The organism is Veillonella sp. CAG:933, assembly GCF_000431435.1.
Classification (GTDB): domain Bacteria; phylum Bacillota; class Negativicutes; order Veillonellales; family Veillonellaceae; genus Veillonella_A.
The window spans coordinates 22952-49223 of record NZ_HF986213.1 but is presented as its reverse complement, the minus strand read 5'-3'; the positions used below and the strand labels follow the sequence as shown (position 1 = coordinate 49223).

Annotated in this window: 22 protein-coding genes and 1 other RNA gene (1 of these 23 only partly in view); all 23 read left to right on the top strand. The window is 45.6% G+C overall.

Annotated features, from left to right (window positions below):
• Positions 1-5, top strand: the final stretch of a protein-coding gene (locus tag QZL64_RS09085) for an AAA family ATPase (protein ID WP_021841680.1). 847 nt of this gene lie to the left of the window's left edge; only the last 5 of its 852 coding nucleotides appear in the window; the start codon falls outside the window, past its left edge; it ends in the stop codon at positions 3-5.
• A gap of 23 nt (positions 6-28) precedes the next feature.
• Positions 29-676, top strand: a complete 648-nt coding sequence (locus QZL64_RS09080) for a hypothetical protein (RefSeq protein WP_021841679.1) — start codon at positions 29-31, stop codon at positions 674-676.
• 22 nt (positions 677-698) lie between these two features.
• Positions 699-1802, top strand: coding sequence for a rod shape-determining protein RodA (rodA, locus tag QZL64_RS09075; protein WP_021841678.1), 1104 nt, complete (start codon positions 699-701; stop codon positions 1800-1802).
• Positions 1803-1952: 150 nt separating this feature from the next.
• Positions 1953-3836 carry a TIGR03960 family B12-binding radical SAM protein gene (locus tag QZL64_RS09070; protein WP_021841677.1) on the top strand — a complete coding sequence of 628 codons (1884 nt, stop codon included), beginning with the start codon at positions 1953-1955 and terminating at the stop codon, positions 3834-3836.
• A complete protein-coding gene (locus QZL64_RS09065; RefSeq protein WP_021841676.1) occupies positions 3808-4503 on the top strand; it encodes a TIGR03936 family radical SAM-associated protein in 696 nt (231 codons plus the stop codon). The genes QZL64_RS09070 and QZL64_RS09065 overlap by 29 nt, the downstream gene beginning before the upstream one ends.
• Before the next feature lie 21 nt (positions 4504-4524).
• The gene (locus tag QZL64_RS09060) at positions 4525-5955 is read left to right on the top strand and encodes an Rne/Rng family ribonuclease (RefSeq protein ID WP_021841675.1); all 1431 of its coding nucleotides are present in this window, start codon (positions 4525-4527) and stop codon (positions 5953-5955) included.
• A 151-nt stretch (positions 5956-6106) separates the two neighbouring features.
• A complete protein-coding gene (locus tag QZL64_RS09055; RefSeq protein WP_021841674.1) occupies positions 6107-6676 on the top strand; it encodes a manganese efflux pump MntP in 570 nt (189 codons plus the stop codon).
• 254 nt (positions 6677-6930) lie between these two features.
• Positions 6931-7242 (top strand): 50S ribosomal protein L21, encoded by a 312-nt coding sequence (gene rplU, locus QZL64_RS09050; RefSeq protein WP_006555125.1) that lies wholly within the window; start codon positions 6931-6933, stop codon positions 7240-7242.
• 3 nt (positions 7243-7245) lie between these two features.
• Entirely contained in the window at positions 7246-7560 is a 315-nt protein-coding gene (locus QZL64_RS09045; protein ID WP_021841673.1) for a ribosomal-processing cysteine protease Prp, read from the top strand.
• A gap of 12 nt (positions 7561-7572) precedes the next feature.
• Positions 7573-7857, top strand: a complete 285-nt coding sequence (gene rpmA / locus QZL64_RS09040) for a 50S ribosomal protein L27 (RefSeq protein WP_006555123.1) — start codon at positions 7573-7575, stop codon at positions 7855-7857.
• Between the two features lie 397 nt (positions 7858-8254).
• Positions 8255-9673 (top strand): [FeFe] hydrogenase H-cluster radical SAM maturase HydG, encoded by a 1419-nt coding sequence (gene hydG / locus QZL64_RS09035; protein ID WP_021841672.1) that lies wholly within the window; start codon positions 8255-8257, stop codon positions 9671-9673.
• Positions 9674-10065: 392 nt separating this feature from the next.
• Positions 10066-12057 (top strand): single-stranded-DNA-specific exonuclease RecJ, encoded by a 1992-nt coding sequence (gene recJ, locus QZL64_RS09030; RefSeq protein WP_021841671.1) that lies wholly within the window; start codon positions 10066-10068, stop codon positions 12055-12057.
• A gap of 10 nt (positions 12058-12067) precedes the next feature.
• Positions 12068-14305, top strand: coding sequence for a RelA/SpoT family protein (locus QZL64_RS09025; protein ID WP_156704669.1), 2238 nt, complete (start codon positions 12068-12070; stop codon positions 14303-14305).
• Positions 14305-14754 (top strand): D-aminoacyl-tRNA deacylase, encoded by a 450-nt coding sequence (gene dtd, locus QZL64_RS09020; protein WP_021841669.1) that lies wholly within the window; start codon positions 14305-14307, stop codon positions 14752-14754. The genes QZL64_RS09025 and dtd overlap by 1 nt, the downstream gene beginning before the upstream one ends.
• Positions 14755-14872: 118 nt before the next feature.
• A complete protein-coding gene (locus QZL64_RS09015) occupies positions 14873-15493 on the top strand; it encodes an MBL fold metallo-hydrolase (RefSeq protein ID WP_021841668.1) in 621 nt (206 codons plus the stop codon).
• A 13-nt stretch (positions 15494-15506) separates the two neighbouring features.
• Positions 15507-16571 (top strand): AI-2E family transporter, encoded by a 1065-nt coding sequence (locus QZL64_RS09010; RefSeq protein WP_021841667.1) that lies wholly within the window; start codon positions 15507-15509, stop codon positions 16569-16571.
• Complete coding sequence (locus QZL64_RS09005; RefSeq protein WP_021841666.1) at positions 16568-17050, top strand: Fur family transcriptional regulator; 483 nt, start codon at positions 16568-16570, stop codon at positions 17048-17050. Before QZL64_RS09010 ends, QZL64_RS09005 begins: the two co-directional genes overlap by 4 nt.
• Complete coding sequence (hemZ, locus tag QZL64_RS09000; RefSeq protein WP_021841665.1) at positions 17043-18542, top strand: coproporphyrinogen dehydrogenase HemZ; 1500 nt, start codon at positions 17043-17045, stop codon at positions 18540-18542. Before QZL64_RS09005 ends, hemZ begins: the two co-directional genes overlap by 8 nt.
• A gap of 3 nt (positions 18543-18545) precedes the next feature.
• Positions 18546-19817, top strand: coding sequence for a histidine--tRNA ligase (gene hisS, locus QZL64_RS08995; RefSeq protein ID WP_021841664.1), 1272 nt, complete (start codon positions 18546-18548; stop codon positions 19815-19817).
• A 5-nt stretch (positions 19818-19822) separates the two neighbouring features.
• Positions 19823-21646: an aspartate--tRNA ligase gene (gene aspS, locus QZL64_RS08990; protein WP_021841663.1), complete on the top strand. Its 1824-nt coding sequence runs from the start codon at positions 19823-19825 to the stop codon at positions 21644-21646.
• A gap of 139 nt (positions 21647-21785) precedes the next feature.
• A non-coding RNA gene (gene ssrS, locus QZL64_RS08985) (6S RNA) lies at positions 21786-21959 on the top strand.
• A gap of 322 nt (positions 21960-22281) precedes the next feature.
• Entirely contained in the window at positions 22282-23598 is a 1317-nt protein-coding gene (locus tag QZL64_RS08980) for a replication-associated recombination protein A (RefSeq protein ID WP_021841662.1), read from the top strand.
• A gap of 78 nt (positions 23599-23676) precedes the next feature.
• Positions 23677-26272: FtsK/SpoIIIE family DNA translocase (locus QZL64_RS08975; RefSeq protein ID WP_296309508.1), on the top strand; the 2596-nt coding region annotated here is incomplete at its 3' end.

Below are 26272 nucleotides of genomic sequence, written 5' to 3'. Positions count from 1 at the left end.
CGTAGCCGAAGCCGCTACAGCTGAGCCTATGGTAGACAGAATTGTAGAAGGCGAACGCGTTGAAGTTGAGACTTTAGAAGTAAATCGAGACTCTGTGTCGGCCCATAGCGATGTGGCTACCCAAAATGAATTGGTTGGCAATGGCGCTAAAGTTGGTGCTGTTCCGGCTGTCAGCGATGTGGCAGATGAAGCCTCTGAGGACAGTGCGGTTGAAGCAAAATCCATGGTTGAGGCGGTTAAAACCGAGATGACCGCACCGGTAGCATCTTCGGCGAAAGTAGCTGTTGAAGCAGCCAAATCTACGGCTGAAACGGCAGCGGCTAAAGCGGAAGATATAGTTGATTCTGTAACCGACAAAGCTGAAGCAGTGGCAGATGCCGTATCAGATAAAGCTGAAGCAGTGGCAGATGCCGCAACCGACAAAGCTGAAGCGGTGGCAGAAAAAGCTGAGGACTTAGTAGAAGCTGTAACAGATAAAGTTGAAGAAGTAGTGGCAACTGTAGAAGATAAAACGGAAGAAGTAGTAGATAAAGCGAAAGAAGTTGCTGAGGAAACAGCTGCTGAAATTAAAGCAGTAACAGATGAATCGGCAGAAGAGAAAGAAGAACCGGCACAGCCTAAGAAAATGAGCTTGTTTGAAGTTTTTAAAAAGAAAATTTCAAGCCTATGGTCGTAGCCGTATGCGCTAGGAGGTATATATGTGGCATAGAATCTGGCGCGAATGGGACTGGACCGTCGTAATTTGTACGCTCCTGCTCATTAGCGTAGGTGTTGTCATCATTGGCAGTGCCACTCATGTAAATCGTGATGGTCTCGACATAAACGATTTAGTGAGTAAACAACTTATGTTTTTTGTAATTAACACAGTAGTTATTGTTATGATGCAATGGTTTGATTATCGTCGCCTTCGTTCGTGGGGACGGCCACTGTATTTTATTACCATATTACTGTTGGTAGCGGTTATGCTTATCGGTACATCCGCTTTAGGTGCGCAGCGTTGGATCCAAATCGGGCCAATCACCATTCAGCCGTCGGAATTCACGAAATTACTCATGATTATCAGTATGGCGCAAATGATGGAAAATCGAGTGAATAAACTGAACACCTTTCGCTCGCTGGTGCCGATAGTATTATATGTAGGGATTCCGACCTTATTGGTATTTAAACAGCCTGACCTTGGTACATCCTTGGTATATCTGGCCATTTTGTGCGGCATGCTCTTCGTAGCAGGCATTCGGATGCGTTTGGTACAAATCATCGTAGGTGTTGCCGTTGTTTTGGCGCCGTTAGGTTGGTTCGTTTTGCAAGAATACCAGAAACAACGTATTTTAGTATTTTTAAACCCGAATATTGATCCCTTTGGGGCCGGGTATCACATTATTCAGTCGAAAATCGCCATCGGTTCCGGTATGATTCTCGGTAAGGGCCTTTTTGAAGGTACGCAAAGTCAGTTAAACTTCTTGCCGGAAAATCATACAGACTTTATTTTCTCCGTTATCGGGGAAGAATTAGGCTTTGTAGGCTGTGTAATCGTATTATTGTTATTGTTCCTTTTAATTTATCGCAGTATTATGATTGCCCGCAGTGCCAACGATACTTTCGGTACACTCTTAGCTACCGGTATCGGCTCCATGTTGGTATTCGAAGTGCTCGTTAACGTAGGTATGACGACCGGTATTATGCCGGTTACGGGGATTCCGTTGCCGTTTATCAGTTACGGTGTCAGTGCGTTGACCACGAATATGATTAGTGTCGGTTTATTGCTTAATATTGCAATGCACCGCAAGAAGTTAATGTTCTAAATTTAATTTTAGATTGATTGAAATTACGCCCAATAAATTAATAGCAGAGGCTATAAAAATAGCCTTAGAAGAAGTTTTAAAATGTTTTAATGAAAGTGAAAGGCAACTTCAGAAAGTTGTCATTATGATAGATTTTGAATCGGAGGTCCTATGGTTCAATTAGATGCGAGCTGGTTGCAGCATGTACAAAAGCCCGCGCGATATACAGGCGGCGAATGGAATAGCGTTGTGAAAGATCACAAAGATATGGATGTTACCATGTGTTTTGGTTTTCCTGACGTATACGAAGTGGCCATGAGTCACTTAGGTATTAAGATTTTATATTCCTTGCTCAATGAATTACCCTATGTGGCGGCAGAACGCGTATGCGCGCCGTGGCATGATATGGAAGAGGAAATGCGTAAACGCAACATTCCGTTGTATTCTTTGGAAACGAAGACACCGGTTAAAGATTTTGATTTCTTAGCGTTTACCTTACAATATGAAATGAGTTATACCAACATTTTAAACATGTTGGATATGGGCGGCATTCCGTTCTACAGTAAAGACCGAGACTTGTCCTTCCCACTCATTACGGCGGGTGGTCCTTGTGCATACAATGTGGAGCCGATTGCCGATTTTGTAGATATCGTAAACCTCGGTGAGTCGGAAGAGCACATCGTTGAAATGGTGGAACTCTACCGTCAGGAAAAAGCGGCCGGCTTCCCGGGCGGCAAAGAAGGGCTTTTGCGCAAAATGGCGCAGATTCCGGGTAACTATGTGCCGTCTTTATATGAACCGCAGTATACCGAAAAAGGTGATTTCAAAGGCATGAAAGTGCTGGCCGAAGAGGCACCGGCAGTAGTGCAGAAACGTATCATCGAAGACATGGACAACTGTTTCTATCCAACTAAACCGGTTGTACCGTATATCGATGTCGTTCATGACCGTGCCGTATTGGAATTGTTCCGCGGTTGTACCCGTGGCTGTCGTTTTTGCCAGGCCGGTATGTTATATCGTCCGGTGCGTGAACGTTCACCGGAAAAACTGGTTCAATTGGCGAAAGAAATCATTGCCAATACGGGCTATAACGAAATTTCCCTTATGTCCTTGAGCTCCGCCGACTACTCCCGTTTGCCGGAACTGGTTGACATGCTCATGGAAGAATTTAAGGACAAGCAGGTCAGCGTAAGCTTGCCTTCATTGCGTATCGATGCGTTCTCAATCGATATTGCCAAAAAAGTGCAGCAAGTTCGCAAGAGTGGTTTGACGTTTGCGCCGGAAGCGGGCTCCCAGCGTATGCGTGATGTTATCAATAAAGGGGTTAGCGAAGAAGACTTAATCGCCGCTTGTACCAATGCTTTTAAATCGGGCTGGAATACGGTTAAATTGTACTTCATGATGGGCTTGCCGACCGAAACGGATGAAGACGTAGCAGGCATTGCCGATTTGGCCTATAAAGTACTTGATTTACATCGTGAAATCACGGGCAAACGAAATGGCAAGGTAACGGTCAGCGTATCCTTCTTCGTGCCGAAGAGTCATTCTCCATACCAGTGGTACGGCCAGCAGTCGGTGGAAGAAATTCATCGTAAACAGCAATATTTAAAAACGCTCATCAATAACCGCAATATTTCCTATCATTATCATGACGGGGCTACCGGTTATATGGAAGCGGTGTTTGCCCGCGGCGACCGTCGTTTGGCGAAAACATTGATTGAAGCGTGGAAATTAGGCTGTAAGTTTGACGGGTGGACTGAATTCTTCTCCATTGATAAATGGATGCAGGCGTTCAAAAATACAGGCATCGATCCTGATTACTATGCCCGTCGCGACCGCGATTTTGATGAACCGTTGCCATGGGATCATCTAGATGATACTGTTTCCAAGAAATACTTAAAACAGGAATGGGACCGTGCCGTTGAGGCAACCTTGACCCGTGACTGCCGCCGCTTACCATGTAACGGCTGTAATGTGTGTCCGGAACTTAATACGGCGATTGTAGATTATCAGGAGGGTGGACGCGTTGAAAAAGTTACGTTTGGCCTTAAGTAAGGGCGAAGAAATGCGATTTTTATCGCACCTGGATTATGCACAGGCCGTGGAACGTATGATTCGTCGTGCTTTTATTAAAATGGCCTATTCGGAAGGTTTTAACCCGCATATGAAAATAAGCTTTTCCTCCGCTTTAGCCTTGGGTATTACGGCGGAAGTGGAATATCTTGATATGGATATTCTGGAAGATGAGGCCACCGTGGAATCCATTATGGAGCGCTTAAACCGGGTAGCACCGCCGGGACTCACCGTAATGTCCGGTCGTGAAATGCCGGATAAGGTAAAAAAACTCATGGCCATTTGTAACTATGCGGTCTATGAAGTATCCGGTCCGATAACGGCCGATGTCAATTGGGATGAACTTTTAAAAGAGTTCAATGAGGCTTCGGAAATCGCTTATGAAAAGGTGACACCGAAGAAAACCCGTACTATCGATGTGAAGCATTTTGTAAAAGAACCGATTACAGCGCGCCTTGACGGTGACCGCGTGACTCTAACCATGGGCATCGGCATATATCCGGAAGGTACCATGAAACCGGGGGATGTATGGCAACTTGGCCGTGAAAAATACGGCTGGCCTGTAACCGACGGTTACTCCATTCATCGCCATGAAATCATGGTGGAACGGGATGGGGAGTTATTGTCCCCGTTAGATGTAACGGTATAAGTATAAAGAAAGGAGTTTGCCATGAAACGAATCGTAGCCAATGTGATGGCTGAAGAAATTCGTATGGTTGTGTTGGATGAGCAGAATGAGCTGGTAGATACAGCCTTTTATCGTCCCACTCGTGACGAGACCATCAACCATATCTACAAGGGCATAGTGCGCAATGTACTGCCCGGCATGTCGGCGGCGTTCGTTGATATTGGTCTTAAGCAAAATGCGTACCTTAATTTGAAACAAGGTAAGCAGACTAAGGCTATGGGCAAACTCTTTGTAGGTCAAAATATACTCGTCCAGGTTGTGAAGGAAGAAATGCTCGGCAAAGGGGCGCGCGTTAGTGCCGACGTGAGCCTGGCCGGTCGTTTTATGGTGCTTTTGCCTTATTCGGAAGGGCTCCATATTTCCAAGCGTATTACCGATGACAATTTACGCGCTCAATTGGCTGATATGGCAGCGCCGTATTTAGCGAACGGTTGCGGTTTTATTCTGCGCACTGCGGCAGCGGAAGCTACGGCGGATGAGTTAAAGGGGGATATGGAATTCCTTTGGCGTACTTGGCAGCAATTGCAAAATCGCTACAAGGTGGCCAAGGGTGGCTCTGAGCTCTATAGTGATGCGGATTTTTGGTTCCGCGTTATCCGCGAATATTTAGGCCATGATGTTAATGAAATCATCGTAGATGACGGCGGGGCTTACGAACGGTTGCAGGAATTGTTGAGTATCACTAACATGACGGAGGCCGTTTCGCTGCAGCTCCATAATTCGGCGGAACCTATTTTTAAAGAGTGGCAGGTAGAGTCACAGCTTGATATATTGTTAAATGCTACCGTGGATTTACCGTCCGGCGGTTTTTTGAAAATCGATACGACGGAAGCTTTGACGGTAATAGATGTTAATTCCGGTCATTTTACGGGTCGTTCCGGCACCGCCGGGGAAGTAGCCATGGAAGTGAATCGTGAGGCCGCCAAGATGATTGCCAGACAGTTGCGCTTGCGCGATATCGGTGGTATCATCGTGTGTGACTTTATAGATTTGCCAAAGAAAGCACAACGGGATGAATTGGTGGCCTATTTGACACAACTGGTTCGTCAGGATCGGGTAAAAACCGTGGTGTGCGGCATTACCTCTTTAGGGCTCGTAGAAATTACCCGTAAACGGGAACGACAAGGCTTGCAGAGTATTTTATTTGATACTTGTTCCCAATGTGGCGGCACCGGTCAATTATTTTCGGCGGAAACCGTGTATTTACAGATTATTCGGCGCTTACGGGAATTATATCGAGGCGGCCGTTTGAAATCTAATGTACTCATTGAAGTCAATGAGGAGGTAAAACAATACTTCACAAAATCCGTTGTGGCTGATTTGGAAGCTGAATGCAAACGGACTATTAAGGTGGAAGTGCAACCGACTATGAGCCGGGAAGCGTACTCTTTGCTCGCCTTAGGGGATGAGTAAACCATTCGCACATTAAGCTTTGTGCGTCGAATGGACCTTTGGCGCTTGACTAATCGATTGTAAAATTTTTAAGACTTAGCTTGCTAAGTCTTATTTTTTTCGATATAATAGTTAGGTTATTGATTTACCTTTTAAGTGAGGTGCATGCTGTATGTCAATGTGGGAGCTCGTGTTAGTTGCCTTAAGTTTGGCCATGGATGCGTTTGCAGTGGCCGTAGCTAAGGGCCCTTGTCTCACGAGTCGGGACGATTTAAAGAGAGTAGGAATGCCTCTTTTGTTTGGTATATTCCAAATGGCTATGCCGCTTATTGGCTGGGTTATAGGTGCTCAATTGGCGGATAAAATCAATGATTACGATCATTGGATTATTTTCGGTTTACTGGCGTATTTGGGGATTAATATGATACGCAACAGTAAAAAGGCGGCCGAAGAAGAAGCTCATATTATATGCCAACTGGTAAGCTGGCGTGAAATTGTAGTATTGGCCTTTGCTACCAGTCTTGATGCCTTAGCCATCGGTTTGACGTTTGCCTTTATGGACATCAATGTGTGGGGGGCCAGCGGTTTAATCGGCGTGGTTGCGTTCCTTATCTCCTTGGTGGGGGTATTTTTGGGGCAACAATTAAAACGATTTTTGGGCGGCCGTGAAGAAGTACTGGGTGGTGTCGTGCTCATTTTAATCGGATTAAAAATTTTGTTGCAACATTTACAGATTATCTAGGGAGAGGGCGTAATAGGTTAGCTGTAGTGCTTTAATTGAATTTGAAGAATCCCTTTTAATTTTTAAGAAGTCGATGACAAACTATGAAGATAGGTCATTGACTTTTATTGTCTAATCATGTAAAATAAATTAGTCATAGTTTGGGTACGCCCAACTATTGCAGCCGCGTGGAGAGGTGTGTAAATTTCACTCATCCCGATTCCGGCATGAGAGAATACCGTATTCAGCGAGTTCGAAAACAAGGAGGTGTCACAATGTACGCAATTATTAAAACCGGTGGTAAACAATACCGCGTTGCCGAAGGCGATGTAATTACTATCGAAAAATTGGAAGCAGCTGCTGAAGAATCCGTAACGTTTGACGAAGTGTTAACTGTAGTTAACGACGGTGACGTTAAAGTAGGCGCTCCACTTGTGGACGGTGCAAAAGTAACAGGTAAAGTACTTGAACATGGTAAAGCGAAGAAGATTTTAGTTTTCAAATACAAAGCAAAATCCAACTATCGTCGTCGCCAAGGTCATCGTCAGCCGTTCACAAAAGTTCGCATTGAATCCATTCAGGCGTAAGTCATGATTAAGATTCATATTCGTCGTAATGAGGCACAACAAATTGTTGCTTGCTCCATTAACGGACATGCCGGCTATGACGAGCATGGCTATGATATCGTATGTGCCGCCGTTTCCGTACTGTCTTGTACCGCCATTTTGGGGTTACAATCAGTAGCTGAACAGCAAGGTATTTACGAGAACAGTTCCAGTGAATGTACCATTGAATTACAAGGGGCAATCACAGAAAAGGGACAGGCTATATTGGCAACCATGGTTCTTGGCTTCCAAGAAATTGCTCGCCAATATGATGATTTTGTATCACTTAGTGAAACATAGGAGGTGAACGGAATGTTTACTTTTGATTTGCAATTATTTGCACATAAGAAAGGTGTATCCAGTACACGTAACGGTCGCGATAGCGAATCCAAACGTCTTGGCGTTAAATGTCATGATGGTTCCGTAGTAAAAAGCGGTAACATCATCGTTCGTCAACGTGGTACTCATTTCCATCCCGGCACTAATGTAGGTATTGGTAAAGACGATACTTTATTCGCATTAGTTCCTGGTAAAGTTGCTTTCGAACGTGCTGGTCGCTATAACCGTAAAGTTAGCGTATACCCAGTAGAAGCGTAAGCTGAAACGAATATACAAGAGCCCCTGATTTATATCGGGGGCTTTTTTGCATGCCATTTTAAGACAGTACAGTTCTTTTTATGCGATATAAATGTAATGTCAGAAATGCCTATTTGTATGCGCTAAATAGGCATGGTAATGAGAAAATTCGATGAGCAACTAACATCAATCAAATAATGATAAAAACGGGCTTATTAGGTGGTGTTTTTATTTTCAAAAGTGGAGAAAAGGTGTATAATATAAGACATATTCAAGAGATTCAATATAGAAGAAGTGAAGTGCATAGTAAGTATGCTTGACCTGAATAGGCAGTCGAAGTGTGGACTGTCATTGAGCTCGTACTTGGGAAAGGACGAGGGCACAGGACTTCTCTATGGTATGAGTAAAGGAGACCAGTATGTACGATGTAAAATCTTCTAAAGCAGAAGAGTTTATTAACCACGAAGAGATTCTTGATACGTTGGCCTATGCGGAAGCGAATAAAGAAAATCGTGAACTTTTGGACCAAATTTTGGCAAAAGCGGCGACCATGAATGGCTTAAATCACCGCGAAGCGGCTGTTTTATTGGAATGCCCGTTGCCTGAATATAAAGATAAATTATTTGCTTTGGCTAAAGAAATTAAACGCAAAATTTACGGCGATCGCATTGTATTGTTCGCCCCTTTATACTTGTCCAACTACTGTGTAAATGGCTGCGTATATTGCCCGTATCATGCCAAAAACCGTCATATTACCCGTAAGAAGTTGACACAGGAACAGGTTCGTGAAGAAGTGTTGGCTTTGGAAGCAATGGGGCACAAACGTATCGTTATCGAATCCGGTGAAGACCCTGTAAACAATCCGTTGGAATACATTTTGGAATGTATCAAAACGATTTACAGCATTAAGAATAAAAACGGCGAAATTCGTCGTGTAAACGTAAATATTGCTGCTTGCGAAGTTGAAGATTACAAGAAACTTCACGAAGCGGGCATCGGTACTTACACTTTGTTCCAGGAAACATACAACAAAGAAAACTACGAAAACTTGCATCCCCATGGTCCTAAGAGTAACTATGCGTACCATACGGAAGCCATGGACCGTGCTATGAAAGGCGGCATTGATGACGTAGGTATCGGCGTTTTATACGGTCTTGAACATTACCGTTACGACTTCGTCGGCTTGTTGATGCATGCGGAACACTTGGAAGCCGTATTCGGCGTAGGCCCTCACACAATCAGCGTGCCGCGTATTTGCCCGGCTGATGACATCGATGTAGATGATTTCAGCAATGCTGTGCCGGATGATACGTTTGAAAAAATCGTAGCCCTTATTCGTGTATCTACACCATATACCGGTATGATTATGTCCACTCGTGAAAGTCAGCGCATGCGTGAACGCGGCTTGGCTCTCGGTATCTCGCAGATCAGCGGTGGTTCTCGTACCAGCGTAGGCGGCTACAAAGAAGAAGAATTACCGGAAGACAACTCGGCGCAGTTCGATACCAGCGACCGTCGCAGTCTCGATGAAATTGTTGACTGGTTGTTGGAACTCGGCTATGTGCCTAGTTTCTGTACTGCTTGCTATCGTGCGGGCCGTACGGGCGACCGCTTCATGGCCTTGGCGAAGAGCGGCCAGATTCATAACTGCTGTCAACCAAACGCGTTGATGACCCTCAACGAATACTTGCTTGACTATGCAACGGATGAAACGAAAGCTACCGGCGAAGCGGTTATTGAAAAACAGTTAGATCTTATCCGCAATGAAAAGGTTAAAGAAGCATCGGCCAACTACATCAAACAGATGGAACACGGCGAACGGGACTTCCGCTTCTAAGAATTACTTTCAACGCGATATAAACAATAAGAGATTCCGATTCTCCTATTAGTTGTTGAACATGTATGGCTCAGCCATCAATAATAAAAATATTTGAATAAGAATTTTGTCATTTAAAAGTTTATTTAACATGAGCTATTAACTGAAAATGATAAAGAAAGAGCGATTATATAATGATAATTGCTCTTTCTTTTTTTATAATATATAATCAAGAAAAATGAAAAAGAGGTTTAATTTAATAGGGTAATGGTGTATAATAAAATAAATTGAGAATGATAATACAGTATTTAATAGTAGGAAATCATAAATTGAGATTGATATTCGATTAAGTGATTTTATACATGCGCTAAACAGATAAATTGATGATAAGCAGATGATAAGTGAGACGACATATGAGACAGAGTAAAGCAAAACGATGGCGCATAGAGCCCGGTGATGAAACAATTGAACAAGAATTAGTGCGAGACCTTAAAGTATACCCGGTTGTAGCTAAATTATTGGTGAACCGCGGTATTACGACGGCAGAGGCGGGTCGTGATTTTTTATATGGCAATGTAGGGGATTTATTGGATCCTTACTTGTTAAAAGGCATGAAAGAAGCGGTGCCGCTTATTCAAGATGCGATTGCAACGCAGAAACGGATTGTTATTTACGGTGACTATGATGTGGATGGCATTACGGCTACCTCATTGATGTATCGTTTTTTGAAACGGTGCGGTGCCAATGTAAGTTATTACATTCCGGAGCGGCAAAGCGAAGGCTATGGCCTCAATGAGGAGGCTTTGGAGCATATCATTCAGCAGGGCACGGAGCTTGTCATTACGGTGGACTGCGGCATCAGCTCCTACGATATTGTGGAAGGGGTGCGGGACCGTTTGAACATGATTATTACGGACCATCATACGGCACCGCCCGATATACCGCGAGCGGCGGCCGTTATCAATCATAAGCAGCCCGACTGCCCGTATCCTGACAAGAACTTATCCGGCGTAGGCGTGGCGTTTAAAGTTTGCCAAGCCGTTTGGCAGGAACGAACCGGCGCAGAATATTTGGATGATATGGATATTGTGGCCTTGGGGACAGTGGCTGACGTGGTGCCGCTAGTCGGTGAAAACCGCATTATTGTTCGCGAAGGGCTTAAGAAGATGATGACCTCGCCCAATATGGGGATTGATGCCCTCGTAGCGGTAGCGGGCCTTCAAGGTCGTAAATTAACAACCGGTCACATCGGTTTTACCTTGGCACCGCGCCTCAATGCGGCAGGCCGTGTAACTCATGCGACGCGGGCGGTGGAATTATTGACCGCTGCCGATATGGCAACAGCCAATACCATTGCGGAAGAACTGCAAGAAACTAATTTGGAGCGCCAAACCATTGAGCGGGGCATTCACGAAGCGGCCCGGCAGGACGTAATCAATCAGGGGGAAGCGGCTCATAAGGTTATCGTCGTAGCCGGTGAAGGTTGGCATCCCGGCGTTATCGGTATCGTGGCGTCGCGCCTGGTGGAAGAATTTTATCGGCCATCTATGGTTATCAGTATTCATGACGGTGTGGGCAAAGGATCCTGCCGCAGTATAGATAATTGCAATATTTATGATGCTTTAAAATCGGCAGAAGATTTACTCTTGCAATTCGGCGGTCATAAACAGGCGGCCGGTTTCAGTATTGAAGCGGATAAAATCCCCGCTTTGCGGGAGCGCTTGGCCGCCTATTGCGAAGCGAATTTGACGGCGGAAGATTATGTGCCGATTATCGATATCGACTCGGAGTTGGAACCGGGTGAAGTAACGGTAGAATTGGTGGACCAGATTGAAACCTTAGAGCCCTACGGCATGGGGAACAGTACTCCGGTATTTGCCATCAATCCGATTGCCGTACAGGACGTGTACTTATTGGGGCAGCAGAAGAATCATTGTAAGATTATTTTGCAATCTCAAATAGGCCCGTTGGATGCGATTATTTGGCACGGCGCCGACTATCATCGGGAAGTATTTCCTGATGAACGGGTTAAAGTCGCGTTTTCTTTGCAAAAGAATGAGTGGCAAGGGCGCATTTCGCCACAATTGATGGTGCAGGATTTGGCGCTTTTGGATGAACAGCCCATCAAACTGACGGCAGAGGGCTTGCGCGAAATGTATGTCATCGTGCGCAGTATTTTCAGAAGTGCTACGGCGCCGCGTTATATTGTGGAATCGGAAGTATTGCACCGCCATCCGGACAATCAGACGAATAAGGAAGCTATGCTGTCCTTGGATGTTTTCAAAGAGCTTGGGATTTTGCAGGAAGAAGCCACGGATGACGGCATGGCGCTTTATCGTTGGTGCCATGTAAAAGAAAAATTAGAGTTAATTACATCACTGACATTTTTAAAATACAGTGCCTAAGGAGGTGGAAATTATGGCTGAAAATGAAGAAGGCAAGGTTATCGTCGATCAACCGGCTTTTAATAAAGAAGTGGAATTGGCACATCTGATGGAGATTGTTCACTCCTATTTGGATGATAAAGATTGTGACGACATTATGCGGGCTTTTAAAGTAGCGGATAAAGCTCACGCACCGCAAAAAAGAGCGTCCGGCGAACCGTACATCTTACATCCTTTAGCCGTAGCCACCATTTTGGCCAATTTACAAATCGATGCGACTACCGTTATTGCCGCACTGCTCCATGATGTTGTGGAGGATACGGAGTATACGTTGCCGCAGATTGAAGAGTTATTTGGGAAAGAAGTGGCTTTTTTAGTCGATGGTGTTACGAAATTAAATCAATTTCAGTATCATACCAAAGAAGATCAGCAGCTGGAGAACTATCGCAAGATGATTCTGGCTATGGCTAAGGACGTGCGCGTGGTGGTTATTAAATTAGGTGACCGCCTCCATAATATGCGTACCTTGAAGCATATGCGCAGCGATAAGCAAAAGCGCATTGCTCAGGAAACCTTGGAAATCTTTGCACCGTTGGCTCATCGGTTGGGGATTTTTAACATTAAATGGGAATTGGAAGACTTGTCCTTCCGTTATTTGGAACCGGACAAATACTACGACTTGGTAGAGCAAATGCGTGAAAAGCGCCATGTACGCGAAGAAATTGTTGACGATACCATGGAACAGCTGAAAAAGGCATTGGATGATGCTCATATTAAGGCGGATGTTAAAGGTCGACCAAAACATTTTTACAGTATTTATAAAAAAATGAAAAAGGACAATCGTGATTTGTCGCAGATTTACGACCTGTATGCAGTGCGCGTTATCGTGGATACGATTCCGGATTGTTATGCCGTACTGGGTATCGTTCATAATCTGTGGAAACCGTTGCCGTATCGTTTTAAAGATTATATTGCCATGCCGAAGTCGAATATGTATCAGTCCCTACATACCACGATCATCGGGACCATGGGGCATTCCGTAGAAATTCAGATTCGAACCTGGGAAATGCACCGCGTTTCCGAATACGGCGTAGCCGCTCATTGGCGCTACAAAGAAGGCAATAAGGGCGGCGATAAAGACTTTGACCAGAAGGTCGGTTGGCTTCGCCAAGTCCTTGAATGGCAGGATGCCAGCAATCCGAAGGAACTGGTTAATGCGTTAAAACTGGATGTGTTTTCCGGGGAAGTGTTCGTTTTCACGCCGCGCGGTGACGTATTGAAGCTCCCTAAAGGGGCAGTACCGCTTGATTTTGCGTATCGTATTCATACCGATGTAGGCCATCGTTGTGTAGGGGCTAAGGTAAACGGTAAAATCGTATCCCTTGATTACACCTTACAAAACGGCGATATCGTCGATATTATTACGTCGAAAACGGGCAAACCGAGCCTTGATTGGCTTAATATCGTAGGCTCTACGGAAAGCCGGAGTAAGATTCGCAACTGGTTTAAAAAGGAAAATAAAGAAGAAAACATCGTTAAAGGACGTGAACTTCTCGAAAAAGAAGCGAAACGACTCAATTATGATTGGAAAGAGCTCAATAAGCCGGGCCGCATGGAACAAATTGCGAAAGCTTTGAATGCAGGCAGTGAAACTGAACTCTTATCGGCTGTCGGTTACGGCGGCATTCCGGTCAATTCCGTATTGTTACGTTTTGTTGATTTATATAAACGTGATTTGGCAAAAGAAGACAATCGTCGCGATACGATGGCTCTGTTGGAAAAACTCAAAACCCACGAACCGGTGCATCGTAAGAGCAGTACGGGGATTCTTGTCAACGGCGAACCGGACGTAATGGTTCGTATGGCTCGTTGCTGTAATCCGGTACCGGGCGATGAAGTGGTAGGCTATATTACCCGCGGTCGCGGGGTATCCGTTCATCGGGCGGATTGTCCGAATATCGGTCATACGCCGGAAGACGTGGACCGCATGATTGAAGTATCGTGGGATGCAGGCACGTCGGAAAACTTCCACGTAGCCATTGAAATTACCGCCTACGATCGCGGTGGTTTACTCATGGAAATCATGGCCACGCTGTCGGAGATGAAAATTAACATTGTTAATATTAATGCCAAAGTAGACGATACGAAGAATGCGAACATCAACTTAGTTATTGAAATTCGCGACGTATCGGAACTTGATTTTGTTATGACTAAATTACGGCGTATTCGCGATGTGTATACCGTGCAACGCGCCAATGGAGGTAGTTGATGCGGGCAGTAGTGCAAAGAGTAAGCGAAGCAGCCGTAACCGTAGCCGGAGAAACAACCGGTGCCATTCCTAAGGGACTTGTAGTCCTCTTAGGTGTGGGCAAAGGTGACACGGATGCAGATGCCGTTTATTTGGCTGACAAGATTGTTAACTTACGCATCTTTGAAGATGCCGAGGAAAAGATGAATCTGTCCGTAGCCGATGTGAATGGTGAGATTTTGGCTGTGTCGCAGTTTACACTGTATGGTGATGTGCGTAAAGGCCGTCGCCCCGGTTTTGATCAAGCGGCACCGCCGGACGAAGCGGAGCGCTTATATGAAGTATTTATCAATCGCTGTCGCGAAGCGGGCGTTAATGTTGAAACCGGTCGTTTTAGAACGCACATGATGGTGAGCCTCACTAATGATGGGCCGGTGACCATCTTGTTAGACAGTCAGAAGCTATTTTGATGCCAGTGCTTTAGCAGTTAAGAATTTATAGAATGAATCCGGTAGCTAATGTTATCGGCAAGTTCGAATGATGACGTTTTAGTCTATTTCGCGTAATACATTGTGGAGAGTGATGCGTATGAAATTATATCGGATGCCCTTAGGGGCGTTGGGGACGAATTGTTACATCGTCGTTGATGAAAGCAATCAGCATTGTTTGGTCGTAGATCCGGGCGGTGAAGGCGAGCGTCTTGTTGCGCTTTTGAAAGAAAAAGGGCTGCAACCGGAAGCCGTTATTCTCACCCATGGTCACGGTGACCATATCGGTGGGGTACAGGCCGTGGTGGATGCATTCAAAGTGCCCGTTTACATCAATAAGGGCGATGAAGAATTTTTGACAAACAGCAATCTTAACTTGAGTGGTGCCATCGGTCAGCCCGTGAAGGTGACCGGCGATATTCATTTTATCAAAGAAGATGATGTGATTCATCTCGGTGAGTACTCCTTTAAGATTATTGAAACACCGGGGCATACGCCGGGCGGTGTTTGCTTCTACGGTGAAGGCATGGTTCTGGCAGGGGACAGCCTCTTTTTGGAATCCATCGGCCGTACCGATTTCCCGGGGAGCAGCTACGAAGATCTGATTGATTCAGTTCGCCATAAACTCTTTACTTTGCCGGAAGAAACTGTCGTTTATCCGGGCCATGGGCCGGAGACGACCATCGGTCATGAAAAGACTTATAATCCGTTTGTTCGTTAGGCGGTGACCGAATATGTTAAAAAAATCAACACAGTATTGGCTCAGAGTCGTGTTGATTGTGCTGGCCGTGATTTTTCTGTGGGCCATTATTCCGGTGCTCTGGCCGCTTATCGTATCGTTAATCTGTACGCTCATTTTGCTACCCGTAGTGAATGGCATCCAGGATTACATGCGGCATCGGGTGGGGCTTACGTGGTTCCCGCGCTGGCTGGCCATCATACCGGCATTTCTGTTGGTAGCACTCATTTTACTATTGGTAATTCAGTTTATTATCTTACCGTTTATTGCTGAATTTACCCGTTTGCTCAATAATTTACCGGTCTTGATGTCACAACTCATTGTGTTGTGGCAAGATATCACGTCCGGTGAATGGTTGAAGTTACCGCCACAGATTGATGCCATCGTCATGACTACTTTGGCCCGTATCAGTTCGTACGGCGTCGAGTTGGCGCAGCGCGGCATTTTCGCTATTTTTTCATTGGCAACGACTGTTTTGGAATGTTTACTCGTACCGATTATGACCTTCTATTTATTGAAGGACGGACGGCAAATTAAGGGCAAAGTCATTTCGATTTTCCAGCCGCCGCACAATCGGTATTTAATGGACGTGGTGAATCAGATTCACCGCACCATGGGGCGCTATTTGCGGGGACAGCTTCTTTTGGCAACCAATATGTTCTGCATAACGCTGGTCATAGCCTATTTTTTTGAATTGCCTTATCCCTTGGTATTGGCTTTGTTCGCGGCTATCGCGGAATGGGTTCCTATTATCGGACCTATTGTTGCAGCCATACCGGCTATTATATTGGCCTCCTTGGTGGGGCCTGCATTGGTAGTGAAAATTATCATTACCTATGCCATTATTCAGTTAATTGACGGGCAGATTGTGATGCCTAAAATCTTAGGTCACGTTATCAAGCTGCATCCGTTAGTTATATTAACCGTAATTTTTGTAGGCGGTTATTTCTATGGCATCATCGGTATGATGACGGCAGTGCCGATCACAGCGATGTTACAAATCGTGCTTACAAAACTTTGGTATTTTAACTCGTTTTACAAGAAGGATGGAACTGTATGAACACGACATTAGAAAAATTGAAAGAACGTATTAAAGACAAAAAGTATAAGTTGACGACGCAACGCCAGACAATTTTACAAGCGTTTATTGATGCGGAAGAAAAGCATCTCTGCGCTGAAGACGTATATGTATTGGTTAAAGCCGTAGCCCCTGATATCGGTTTGGCTACCATTTACCGTACCCTTGATTTATTCACTGAACTTGATTTATTAAAACGCCTTGACTTCGGTGACGGTCGTAATCGTTACGAATTAAATGATGAAGAATTTGCTCATTTCCATCATCATTTGATTTGTGTAAAATGCGGTTGCGTCAAAGAATTTGAAGACGATATGCTCGAAACTTTGGAGTCCATCATTGCCAAAAAACTTAACTTTAAGACAATTGACCATCAGTTGAAAGTCTATGGCTATTGCGGCGACTGTCAGGAAAAAATGAAAGCGGAAGAAGCGGAAGCAGCTGCTCAAAAGGGTGAGTAATTTGACCTATCGTTATACGGGACCGTTGCCTTTGGGCAGTGTGGTGGCGCATTATTGCGGCGCCGCCGGTCTTACGACGACTAAAGGGGCCCCCGTTTGGCGCCTGGAAGGGCTGGGTGCTGAAGAGGGCTATACCTTGACGGTGTATCATAATGACGTGCCGGTAGCAGTGTTTAAAGGGGCTCTTTCCAATGAAGGACGCCTCGAGATAGGTGGGCAATTACTTAAATTAATTCGCACTACCCAGGGACGACCGGCTCTGGGTGAGTGGGGCACTTTGGTAGGTGTTCGGCCAACAAAAATGTTCCATAAATTATGGGACATTGACGAAAATAGCGATACACCACCAGCCGCTGAACCATCGAATCCCGATGAGCCCGGTACTGTCATAAACGGTTGTGACACGGCGGTACAAGTCTTGCGGAAACGTTTTGACGTCAGCGAGCCGAAGATTGAGCTGTTAAAAGCGGTAGCTACGCTGCAACGTCCTTTTGTGGCGCCTCATGAAACGGCGGATCGGGAAGTGAGCGTTTATGGGGGCATTCCGTTTTGCCAAACGCACTGCACGTATTGTTCGTTCCCGTACGGACTGATTCAGGATTACCGGCGCATTCCGGAGTTTTTGGGCGCTTTTGTAAACGATGCAACGCAGCTTAAGGGGCTTATTGAGACATATGGCTTACAAGTTGCCACGGTGTACATGGGTGGCGGCACACCGACGAGCTTAGGTGATGAGGATTTTGCCACAGCCTTGGCGGCCTTGGCCAAGCTTCATCGTGAAAACAGTGAATTTACGGTGGAAGCGGGGCGGCCTGATTCGGTGACGCCTCATAAACTTGCAACTATGGCTAAACTCGGGGTTAACCGAATCAGTATCAACCCGCAGAGTATGCACGATGATATTTTAAAAGCCGTCGGGCGCGGTCATACGGCTGCGGCTATTAAAGAATTATATGCCTATGTGCGTTCTTATACGAATTTTGCGGTGAATATGGACTTTATTGCAGGTTTACCGTATCAGACTCTTTCGCACATGGAAGAAAATCTAGATTATGTTTGTCAGGCACGGCCTGAAAATGTTACAATTCATACATTGGCATTGAAGCGGGGTAGTCCGCTTTATGACGGTGTAGGTCGCGAGGCCATGCCGGAAGCCGCAGCCGTGGAAGAAATGGTGGCGCGCAGTAAAGAGCGCCTTGAGGCGGCCGGTTATGTGCCTTATTATGTGTATCGTCAACAATATATGACGAGCCAGACTGAAAATATCGGCTATACTTTGCCGGGGTATATTTGTGAATATAATATTCGGATTATGGAAGAACGGCAGAGCATATTATCCGTTGGTCCGGGTAGCTCCTCTAAATGGATGCGCGCTCCGGAATATCGGCAATTACAACAGCATATGCCTAAAGATGTGTCCGTTTATATTGATACCTTATCAGCACTGCTTGAAAAGCGCAGTCGATTATGCAAAAAGTTTTGGGAGGGATAAAATATGGGAATTCAAAAGCCTAGAGGTACACAAGACTTATTACCTAATGTAATTGGTAATTGGCGCTATGTGGAAGACAAAATTCGCCGTATTTGCGCAGCGTATGGATTTGACGAGATTCGTACACCTATGTTTGAAGAAACAGGGTTGTTTTTGCGTGGTATCGGTGAAACAACCGACGTAGTACAGAAGGAAATGTACACATTCCCGACAGGCGACAAAAAAGAACAGACGTATACTTTGCGCCCTGAAAATACGGCATCCGCCGTACGTGCGTATTTAGAAAACAAAGTATACGGCCAGGAAAACTTGACGAAATGGTTCTACATCGGACCGATGTTCCGTCATGATAAACCACAGGCCGGTCGTTATCGCCAGTTCCACCAATTCGGTGTGGAAGTATTGGGTACGCAGGCTCCGGCAACTGACGCCGAAGTGATTTTGATGGTATTGCAATTATTTAACGACTTCGGCCTTAAGGACTTAAGCGTACAGGTTAACTCCGTAGGTTGCCCGAACTGTCGTCCGGCGTACCGTGAAAAATTAATTGCTTTCTTCGAACCTAAAAAAGATCAACTTTGCCCGGATTGCCAAGCTCGTTTATATAAGAACCCACTTCGCATTTTGGACTGCAAAGAAGAAACTTGTAAAGCTTTATCTGTCGGCGCCCCTGAAATTCATGAAAATCTTTGCCAGGAATGTTCCGACCACTTCGATCAGCTCCAGAAATTCTTGACCGCAGCGAATGTTAATTATGTAGTAAACCCTCGTTTGGTACGCGGTTTGGATTACTACACGAAGACAGCTTTCGAAGTACAGTACGCACCGCTTGGTTCTCAAAGTGCCGTAGCCGGTGGCGGTCGTTATGACGGCCTTGTAGAAGAATTGGATGGTCCGCATACGCCGGCCGTCGGTTTTGCCATGGGCATCGAACGTCTTTTGTTGGCCCTTGAAAAGCAAGGCTTATTACCGGAAGAAACGATTGATCCGTCCGTATTTGTAGTTGCTTTAGGCGAAGAAGCACAGGTTGCCGGTTTTAAATTGGTTAACGACCTTCATAAAGCCTATATTAAGGCGGCTATGGACGGCGAAGGTAAAAGTATGAAGAGCCAGTTAAAACATGCTAACAAAATTAATGCAAAATATGTTATTATAGTGGGTGATGATGAATTAGCTCGCGGCGAAGCAATTATTCGCGACATGGAAAGCAGCGAGCAGGAAACCGTAGCCTTTACGGATGTATTGGCACGAGTAACTTCACTAGTGAAAGGATGACAAGAATGGAAACAATGCAAGGATTGCACCGCACACATGGTTGCGGTACTATCAGCGAAGAACAAGTAGGTAAGGAGGTTGTCCTTTGCGGTTGGGTAGAACGCCGTCGTGACCATGGCGGATTGATTTTTATCGACCTTCGCGACCGCTCCGGCGTAGTTCAGGTCGTAGCATCCCCTGATCATAATTTAGAATCTTTCCACAAAGCGGAAGATGTACGTAGTGAATATGTACTTTGTGTTCGCGGTAAAATTACGGAACGTGATGCAGATGCCATCAACCCTAATTTGGCAACCGGTCGTTATGAAATGTACTGCGAAGAACTTCGCGTACTCAATGCGTCCAAAACACCACCGTTCTATATTCAAGACAATATCGACGTTGATGAAAACATCCGCTTAAAATATCGTTATTTGGATCTTCGCCGTCCTGAAATGCAACGTAACTTAATCCTTCGTCACCGCGTGACTAAGGCTATGCGTGACTTCTTGGATTCCCGCGATTTCCTCGAAATTGAAACACCAATGCTTACGAAGAGTACACCGGAAGGGGCTCGTGACTACTTGGTACCGTCCCGCGTGAACCCTGGTTCTTTCTATGCATTGCCACAGTCTCCTCAGATTTTTAAACAAATCTTGATGGTAGCGGGCTATGAAAAATACTTCCAAATCGTTCGTTGTTTCCGTGACGAAGACTTACGTGCCGACCGTCAGCCTGAATTTACCCAGCTCGACTTGGAAATGAGCTTCATTGACCAGGAACAGATTTTGGAAACCTTGGAAGGTTTGATTCACCACGTATTCAAAACAACGATGGACATTGATGTTCAGATTCCGATGGCGCGCATCACTTGGGATGAAGCCATGGATAAATACGGTTCCGACAAACCGGATCTTCGTTTCGGTATGGAATTCACCGATGTAACCGACTTGGTTCGCACAACTGAATTCAAAGTGTTCCGCTCCGTAATCGACAATGGCGGCATGGTTAAAGGTATCGTAGTACCTGGCGACGCCGGCATTCCGCGTCGTGAACTTGATGACCTCGTAAACTATGTTGGTCAATACGGTGCGAAAGGTCTTGCTTGGGCATGCTTCAACGAAGACGGCACTATCAAATCCCAGATTATGAAATTCTTGGGTGAAGATACTATCCGTGCCATCGGTGAAAAAATGCAGGCTAAACCTGGCGACTTGGTACTCATGATTGCGGACAAACCGGCTGTGGTAGCTAAAGCTTTGGGTGAACTTCGTCTTGAAATGGGTCGTCGTATGAACCTTATCGACGAAAACAAATTGGCCTTCACTTGGGTAACCGATTTCCCAATGTTCGAATACGATGAAGAAGAAAAACGTTATGTGGCTATGCACCATCCGTTCACTTCACCGCGTGCCGAAGATATGGATAAATTGGAATCCGATCCTGCATCCGTTAAAGCCATCGCCTATGACATGGTATTAAACGGCGTTGAAATCGGCGGCGGCAGTATCNNNGTTGAAATCGGCGGCGGCAGTATCCGTATTTACCAATCCGATGTACAGGAAAAAGTATTCAAAGCTATCGGCCTTACGGAAGAAGAAAGCCGCAGCAAATTCGGCTTCATGTTGGATGCCTTCCAGTTCGGGGCACCTCCACACGGCGGCTGTGCCTTCGGTCTTGACCGTTTGGTAATGCTCATGGCTAAACGCCAATCCATCCGTGACGTAATTGCGTTCCCTAAGACACAGAGTGCGGCCGACCTCATGAGCCAGGCTCCGTCTACGGTAGCACCAAAACAGTTGCGTGAACTTCACATTAAAACCGATACGGAAAAAGAAAAGTTAGTGTAAAATCAAGTTTCTTGTTAAAAAAAGTATGACCGCTAGTACTTTTTGGTCTACTTCTGCTTGATATATGCTAAATCTATATCAGTCGTTTGTTTCAAGACCTTGAAATAAACGGCTGATTTTGTTAATATAATAGTAAAGAATCCCCCTGCTGTGTGCGTGTGGTATCGTAGTTTTGAGCCAACACTATTACATCGGGAGCCTGGACTCTTGTATTGGCACTATGCCTGATGAAGGACAGTAAGATTACGAGGAGGGCACCCACCTGCTATCGCAGGATCAAAACACGGTACATATACGGCATGGTGGGGCTCTTATAAGCCGCCTTAGGGCGGCTTATTTTTTTATCTTGAATTAGGTAATAGAGGACCTAGAGGACCGTTTTTGCGGCCGATAATTATAAATTTAAGGTCAAATAATCCTCAAATTAAGGCAAGATAATCCCAAATAAAAAGAGGATATAGGGTATAATAAATATAAGTGCAAAGTAAGACGTTACATATTGTCTTTACACTTTGAACGCGAGCTTTTAACGGTAAATTTAAATTAGCAGTTATAGATGGTAAGCCTTTAACAGTAAATTTGAATAGGCAGTTATAGAAGATAAGCCTTTAGCATATATTTTAGGAGAGAAATTTATGGACAGTTTATTTGCTGAATATGAACCGAAACGGTTTGAACCGTTGGCCGTGAGACTGCGTCCTACCTCATTGGATCACTTTTACGGACAGGAAAAAGCAGTGGGGAAGGACAGTTTTTTACGGGCTATGATAGAGCGCGATACAATTCCGTCTTTGTTGTTTTACGGGCCGTCCGGCACCGGTAAGACTACCTTGGCCGGTATTATAGCCGCTATGACCCATAGTCAATTTGTGGTTTTGAACGCTACCAATGCGGGCATTGGTGAACTGCGGGCTATTATTGAAAAAGCACGCAAAACGATTCAGAATTTGCAACAGCGTACGATTTTATTCCTCGATGAAATTCATCGTTTTAACAAGAGTCAACAGGATGTGCTTTTACCATGTGTGGAAGACGGGACTATTATATTAATCGGCGCTACCACGGAAAATCCTTTTTTTGAAGTAAACCGACCACTCTTATCGCGTTTGCGTTTGATTACCTTGGAAACATTGACGCCGGATGCGATTGTCAAAGTATTGCAACGGGCACTTACCGATGAAGATAAGGGGCTTGGTAAGCAACAACTTAAAGCAGAAGAATCTGTATTGCGCGAAGTGGGCATGTTTGTAAATGGTGATGCCCGTATGGCCCTTAATATTTTAGAACAGGCCGCCGCCATGGTTGAAAACGGCGGCGAATTGACCTTGGAAATTTTAGAGCGCGTAGTGGGTCGTCGCATTTACAGTTATGATAAAAAGGGTGATAACCACTATGATACGATTTCCGCTTTTATTAAAAGTATGCGTGGTTCCGACCCGCAGGCAGCGGTATATTATTTGGCGCGCATGATTGAAGCGGGGGAAGATCCTAATTTCATTGCCCGGCGCATTGTGATTTGTGCGGCCGAAGATGTAGGGCTCGCCGATCCGCAGGCCCTCGTAATAGCGAATGCAGCGGCTCAGGCGGCGCACTTAGTGGGCTTTCCGGAAGCACGTATCATTTTGTCCGAAGCTGTTTTATATGTAGCCTTAGCGCCTAAGAGCAATAGTGCGTATATGGCTGTTGATGCGGCTATTCAAGATGTACGTCATTACGAACATGGGGAAGTACCGGAGCATTTGCGGGACGCTCATTACAGCGGCGCGGCTAAATTAGGTCATGGCGTTTCCTATAAATATGCCCATAATTATCCGAACGGGTATGTGAAGCAGCAATACTTGCCGACCCCGTTGGTGGGACGCACCTATTATGAAGGCATTGAGCGCGGCAAAGAAAAAGAATTACTGACTCTTTGGAACGAACGTACAAGCGGTAAAACTTCTAAAAAGTAGTCAATCTGTGGTATAATAAAATGCTAACGAGTTTATAGTTTAATCGGATTGATATGTATAGAGGTGTGTAGATAGATTATGGCGGAACAAAAGAAGGAGCGAGCGAAGGCGGCGCCGCGTAAAACGGCAACAAAGCGCAAGACGACCACTTCCTCGCGGACTGTTAAAACGAATAAAAGCGATAAGGCCCCTAAAATTCGTAAAGAAGTGCGAGGCCTTTTTACCATGCTCTTTGCTGTGGTAGCTTTGCTGGGGATATTTAACATTACATCCGGTACGGTAGTTGATATAATAGCCGGTATTTTTAAATACGGTTTCGGTATTGGCGGTTTGATCCCTTGCCTCTATGTAGGTTATGTGGGCTGGCGTATTTTGTATGCCGACAAAGGGTTTTCAATCACCCGTCGGGGGCTTTTGTTGAGTTTGGTATACTTGTTTGCCATTACGCTCGTAACCCTTCTTATGGCCGGCAATGGGGAAGAATTAATGACCACTAAAGTTGCTGCTCAAGGCGGCGTTTTAGGTGGTATGATAGCCAGCCTGCTACGCAGTTTGCTTGGCAATGTGGGGGCCATCCTGGTGACTATCGTTGTGGAATTAGGTTTAATCCTATTGATTTATCAGATTTCCTTGCGTACCGGTCTTCATAAGGCAAAGGCTAAAACCGATGTAGGTTTGGAAAAAGCGCGCGTGCTTACGGAAGAAACCGTGCAGCATGCGAAAGAACGCTATGCGGATTGGAAAGAAGAACAAACTGAAAAACGCCGCATTTATAATCAAGAAAAAGATACGCGTTTTTCACCGAGTGCGGCCGTAGAAGTACTGACCAATGCAGCACAAGTATCGGCTGAAGCTAAGGCTAAAGCGCAGGAAGAAGCGGCCCGTATAGCGACCGAAGAACAGCGGGTGGCAGCGGAGGCTGAGGCGAAGGCTAACCTTGTGGCAATGGGAGAACAAGTAGATCTTACTAAAGCCCAGGCTGAACGTATTGATGCGGCCCAAGCCGAAGCGGCTGAATTCTATGCCACTGTTGCTTCTGAGACAAGCAATACTACCGCAGCTACTAATTATAATGAGCCTGCTTCAAATGACGAAGATGATGAATTGGAAGTGCCGCCGTTTTTACGCGGTCGTGGCGCCGGCACAACGCCGACTACGACAATAACGAGTGGGGCTACAAGCACGGCAGTTGCTGCCGATACGGCTATGCCTATGGAGGCTAATCCGGCTACCGTTGGTGTAGCAACTGACGGTGATGACGCTTCCGGTACGGTAGCAACCGATTCAGTTGAAACGGAGGCCGTAGCTGCTGATGCAAGTACAATTAATAATACAGAATCTGAGACGGACGTAATTCCGGTAGCGGCCGACACGTTGGCTACCTCTAATATGCACCCCGTACCGACGTTAAAAGGTACGGAAGAAGATACGGCGGCGGTGGCCGTTACTGTTGACGGTAAACCGAAACCGCGCCGCATTGAATTACCGTATCATTTTCCGCCATTGGCGATGCTTGCCAAAGGCCAGCCTAATCAGGTGACCAGTCAAGAAGTTACTCATAATGTAACGGTATTGGAAGAAACATTAAAAAGCTTCGGCGTAATAGCCCATGTAGTAAATGCTACACAGGGACCAACGGTAACCCGCTATGAATTGGAACCGGCGCCGGGCACTAAAGTAAGCAAGATTTTGAACCTTACCGATGACCTTAAGATGGCATTGGCGGCTATTGATATTCGTATTGAAGCACCAATTCCGGGAAAATCGGCAGTGGGTATCGAAGTACCGAATAAAAATACCTCGGCCGTTCATTTGCGGGACGTATTGGAATCTGAGAAATTCCAAAAAGCACGGGGTGGTATTCCAGTAGGTCTCGGCAAAGACATTGCAGGCGAAGCGGTTATTACCGACCTTGCTAAAATGCCGCATTTACTCGTGGCCGGTTCTACCGGTTCCGGTAAGTCTGTGTGCGTAAATACGCTGATTTCCAGTATTTTGTTCAGTCGTAAACCGAGCGAAGTACAGTTAATCTTAGTGGATCCGAAGATGGTAGAATTATCTGTTTATAACGGTATTCCTCATTTAAAAGTACCGGTTGTAACGGATATGAAAAAAGCGGCTGCCGTGTTACGTTGGGCCGTTCGCGAAATGGAAGCCCGTTATCTCACCATGGCTACGTCCGGGGTGCGTAATATCAGCGGTTATAATGAACAATATCCGGAATCGGCTATGCCGCTTATTTTGATTATTATCGACGAATTGGCAGACCTTATGTTGGTGGCACCGGATGTGGAAGAATCCATTAACCGTTTGGCCGCTAAAGCGCGTGCTGCCGGCATCCATATGGTATTGGCAACGCAGCGTCCATCGGTTAACGTTATTACCGGTACCATTAAAGCCAATGTACCGAGTCGTATTTCCTTTGCCGTGGCAACGCAAATCGACTCCCGTACCATTCTGGATATGGCAGGGGCTGAAAAACTCCTCGGTAAAGGGGATATGCTCTTTAATCCAATCGGGGCTAGCAAGCCGATTCGTATTCAAGGGGCCTTCATTTCCGATGAAGAAGTGGAAGAATTGGTGGCCTTTGTTAAACAGCAGGGACGACCTGATTATGACGAATCCATAACGGAAGAAACGGAACAAGGCACTTCGGAAGAAGCGGCCGCGCCGG

Coding starts and splice junctions, on each gene's coding strand:
- QZL64_RS09080 (WP_021841679.1), top strand. CDS start 29: ATGGTAGACAGAATTGTAGAAGGCGAACGCGTTGAAGTTGAGACTTTA.
- rodA (WP_021841678.1), top strand. CDS start 699: ATGTGGCATAGAATCTGGCGCGAATGGGACTGGACCGTCGTAATTTGT.
- QZL64_RS09070 (WP_021841677.1), top strand. CDS start 1,953: ATGGTTCAATTAGATGCGAGCTGGTTGCAGCATGTACAAAAGCCCGCG.
- QZL64_RS09060 (WP_021841675.1), top strand. CDS start 4,525: ATGAAACGAATCGTAGCCAATGTGATGGCTGAAGAAATTCGTATGGTT.
- QZL64_RS09055 (WP_021841674.1), top strand. CDS start 6,107: ATGTCAATGTGGGAGCTCGTGTTAGTTGCCTTAAGTTTGGCCATGGAT.
- rplU (WP_006555125.1), top strand. CDS start 6,931: ATGTACGCAATTATTAAAACCGGTGGTAAACAATACCGCGTTGCCGAA.
- QZL64_RS09045 (WP_021841673.1), top strand. CDS start 7,246: ATGATTAAGATTCATATTCGTCGTAATGAGGCACAACAAATTGTTGCT.
- rpmA (WP_006555123.1), top strand. CDS start 7,573: ATGTTTACTTTTGATTTGCAATTATTTGCACATAAGAAAGGTGTATCC.
- hydG (WP_021841672.1), top strand. CDS start 8,255: ATGTACGATGTAAAATCTTCTAAAGCAGAAGAGTTTATTAACCACGAA.
- recJ (WP_021841671.1), top strand. CDS start 10,066: ATGAGACAGAGTAAAGCAAAACGATGGCGCATAGAGCCCGGTGATGAA.
- dtd (WP_021841669.1), top strand. CDS start 14,305: ATGCGGGCAGTAGTGCAAAGAGTAAGCGAAGCAGCCGTAACCGTAGCC.
- QZL64_RS09015 (WP_021841668.1), top strand. CDS start 14,873: ATGAAATTATATCGGATGCCCTTAGGGGCGTTGGGGACGAATTGTTAC.
- QZL64_RS09010 (WP_021841667.1), top strand. CDS start 15,507: ATGTTAAAAAAATCAACACAGTATTGGCTCAGAGTCGTGTTGATTGTG.
- QZL64_RS09005 (WP_021841666.1), top strand. CDS start 16,568: ATGAACACGACATTAGAAAAATTGAAAGAACGTATTAAAGACAAAAAG.
- hisS (WP_021841664.1), top strand. CDS start 18,546: ATGGGAATTCAAAAGCCTAGAGGTACACAAGACTTATTACCTAATGTA.
- QZL64_RS08980 (WP_021841662.1), top strand. CDS start 22,282: ATGGACAGTTTATTTGCTGAATATGAACCGAAACGGTTTGAACCGTTG.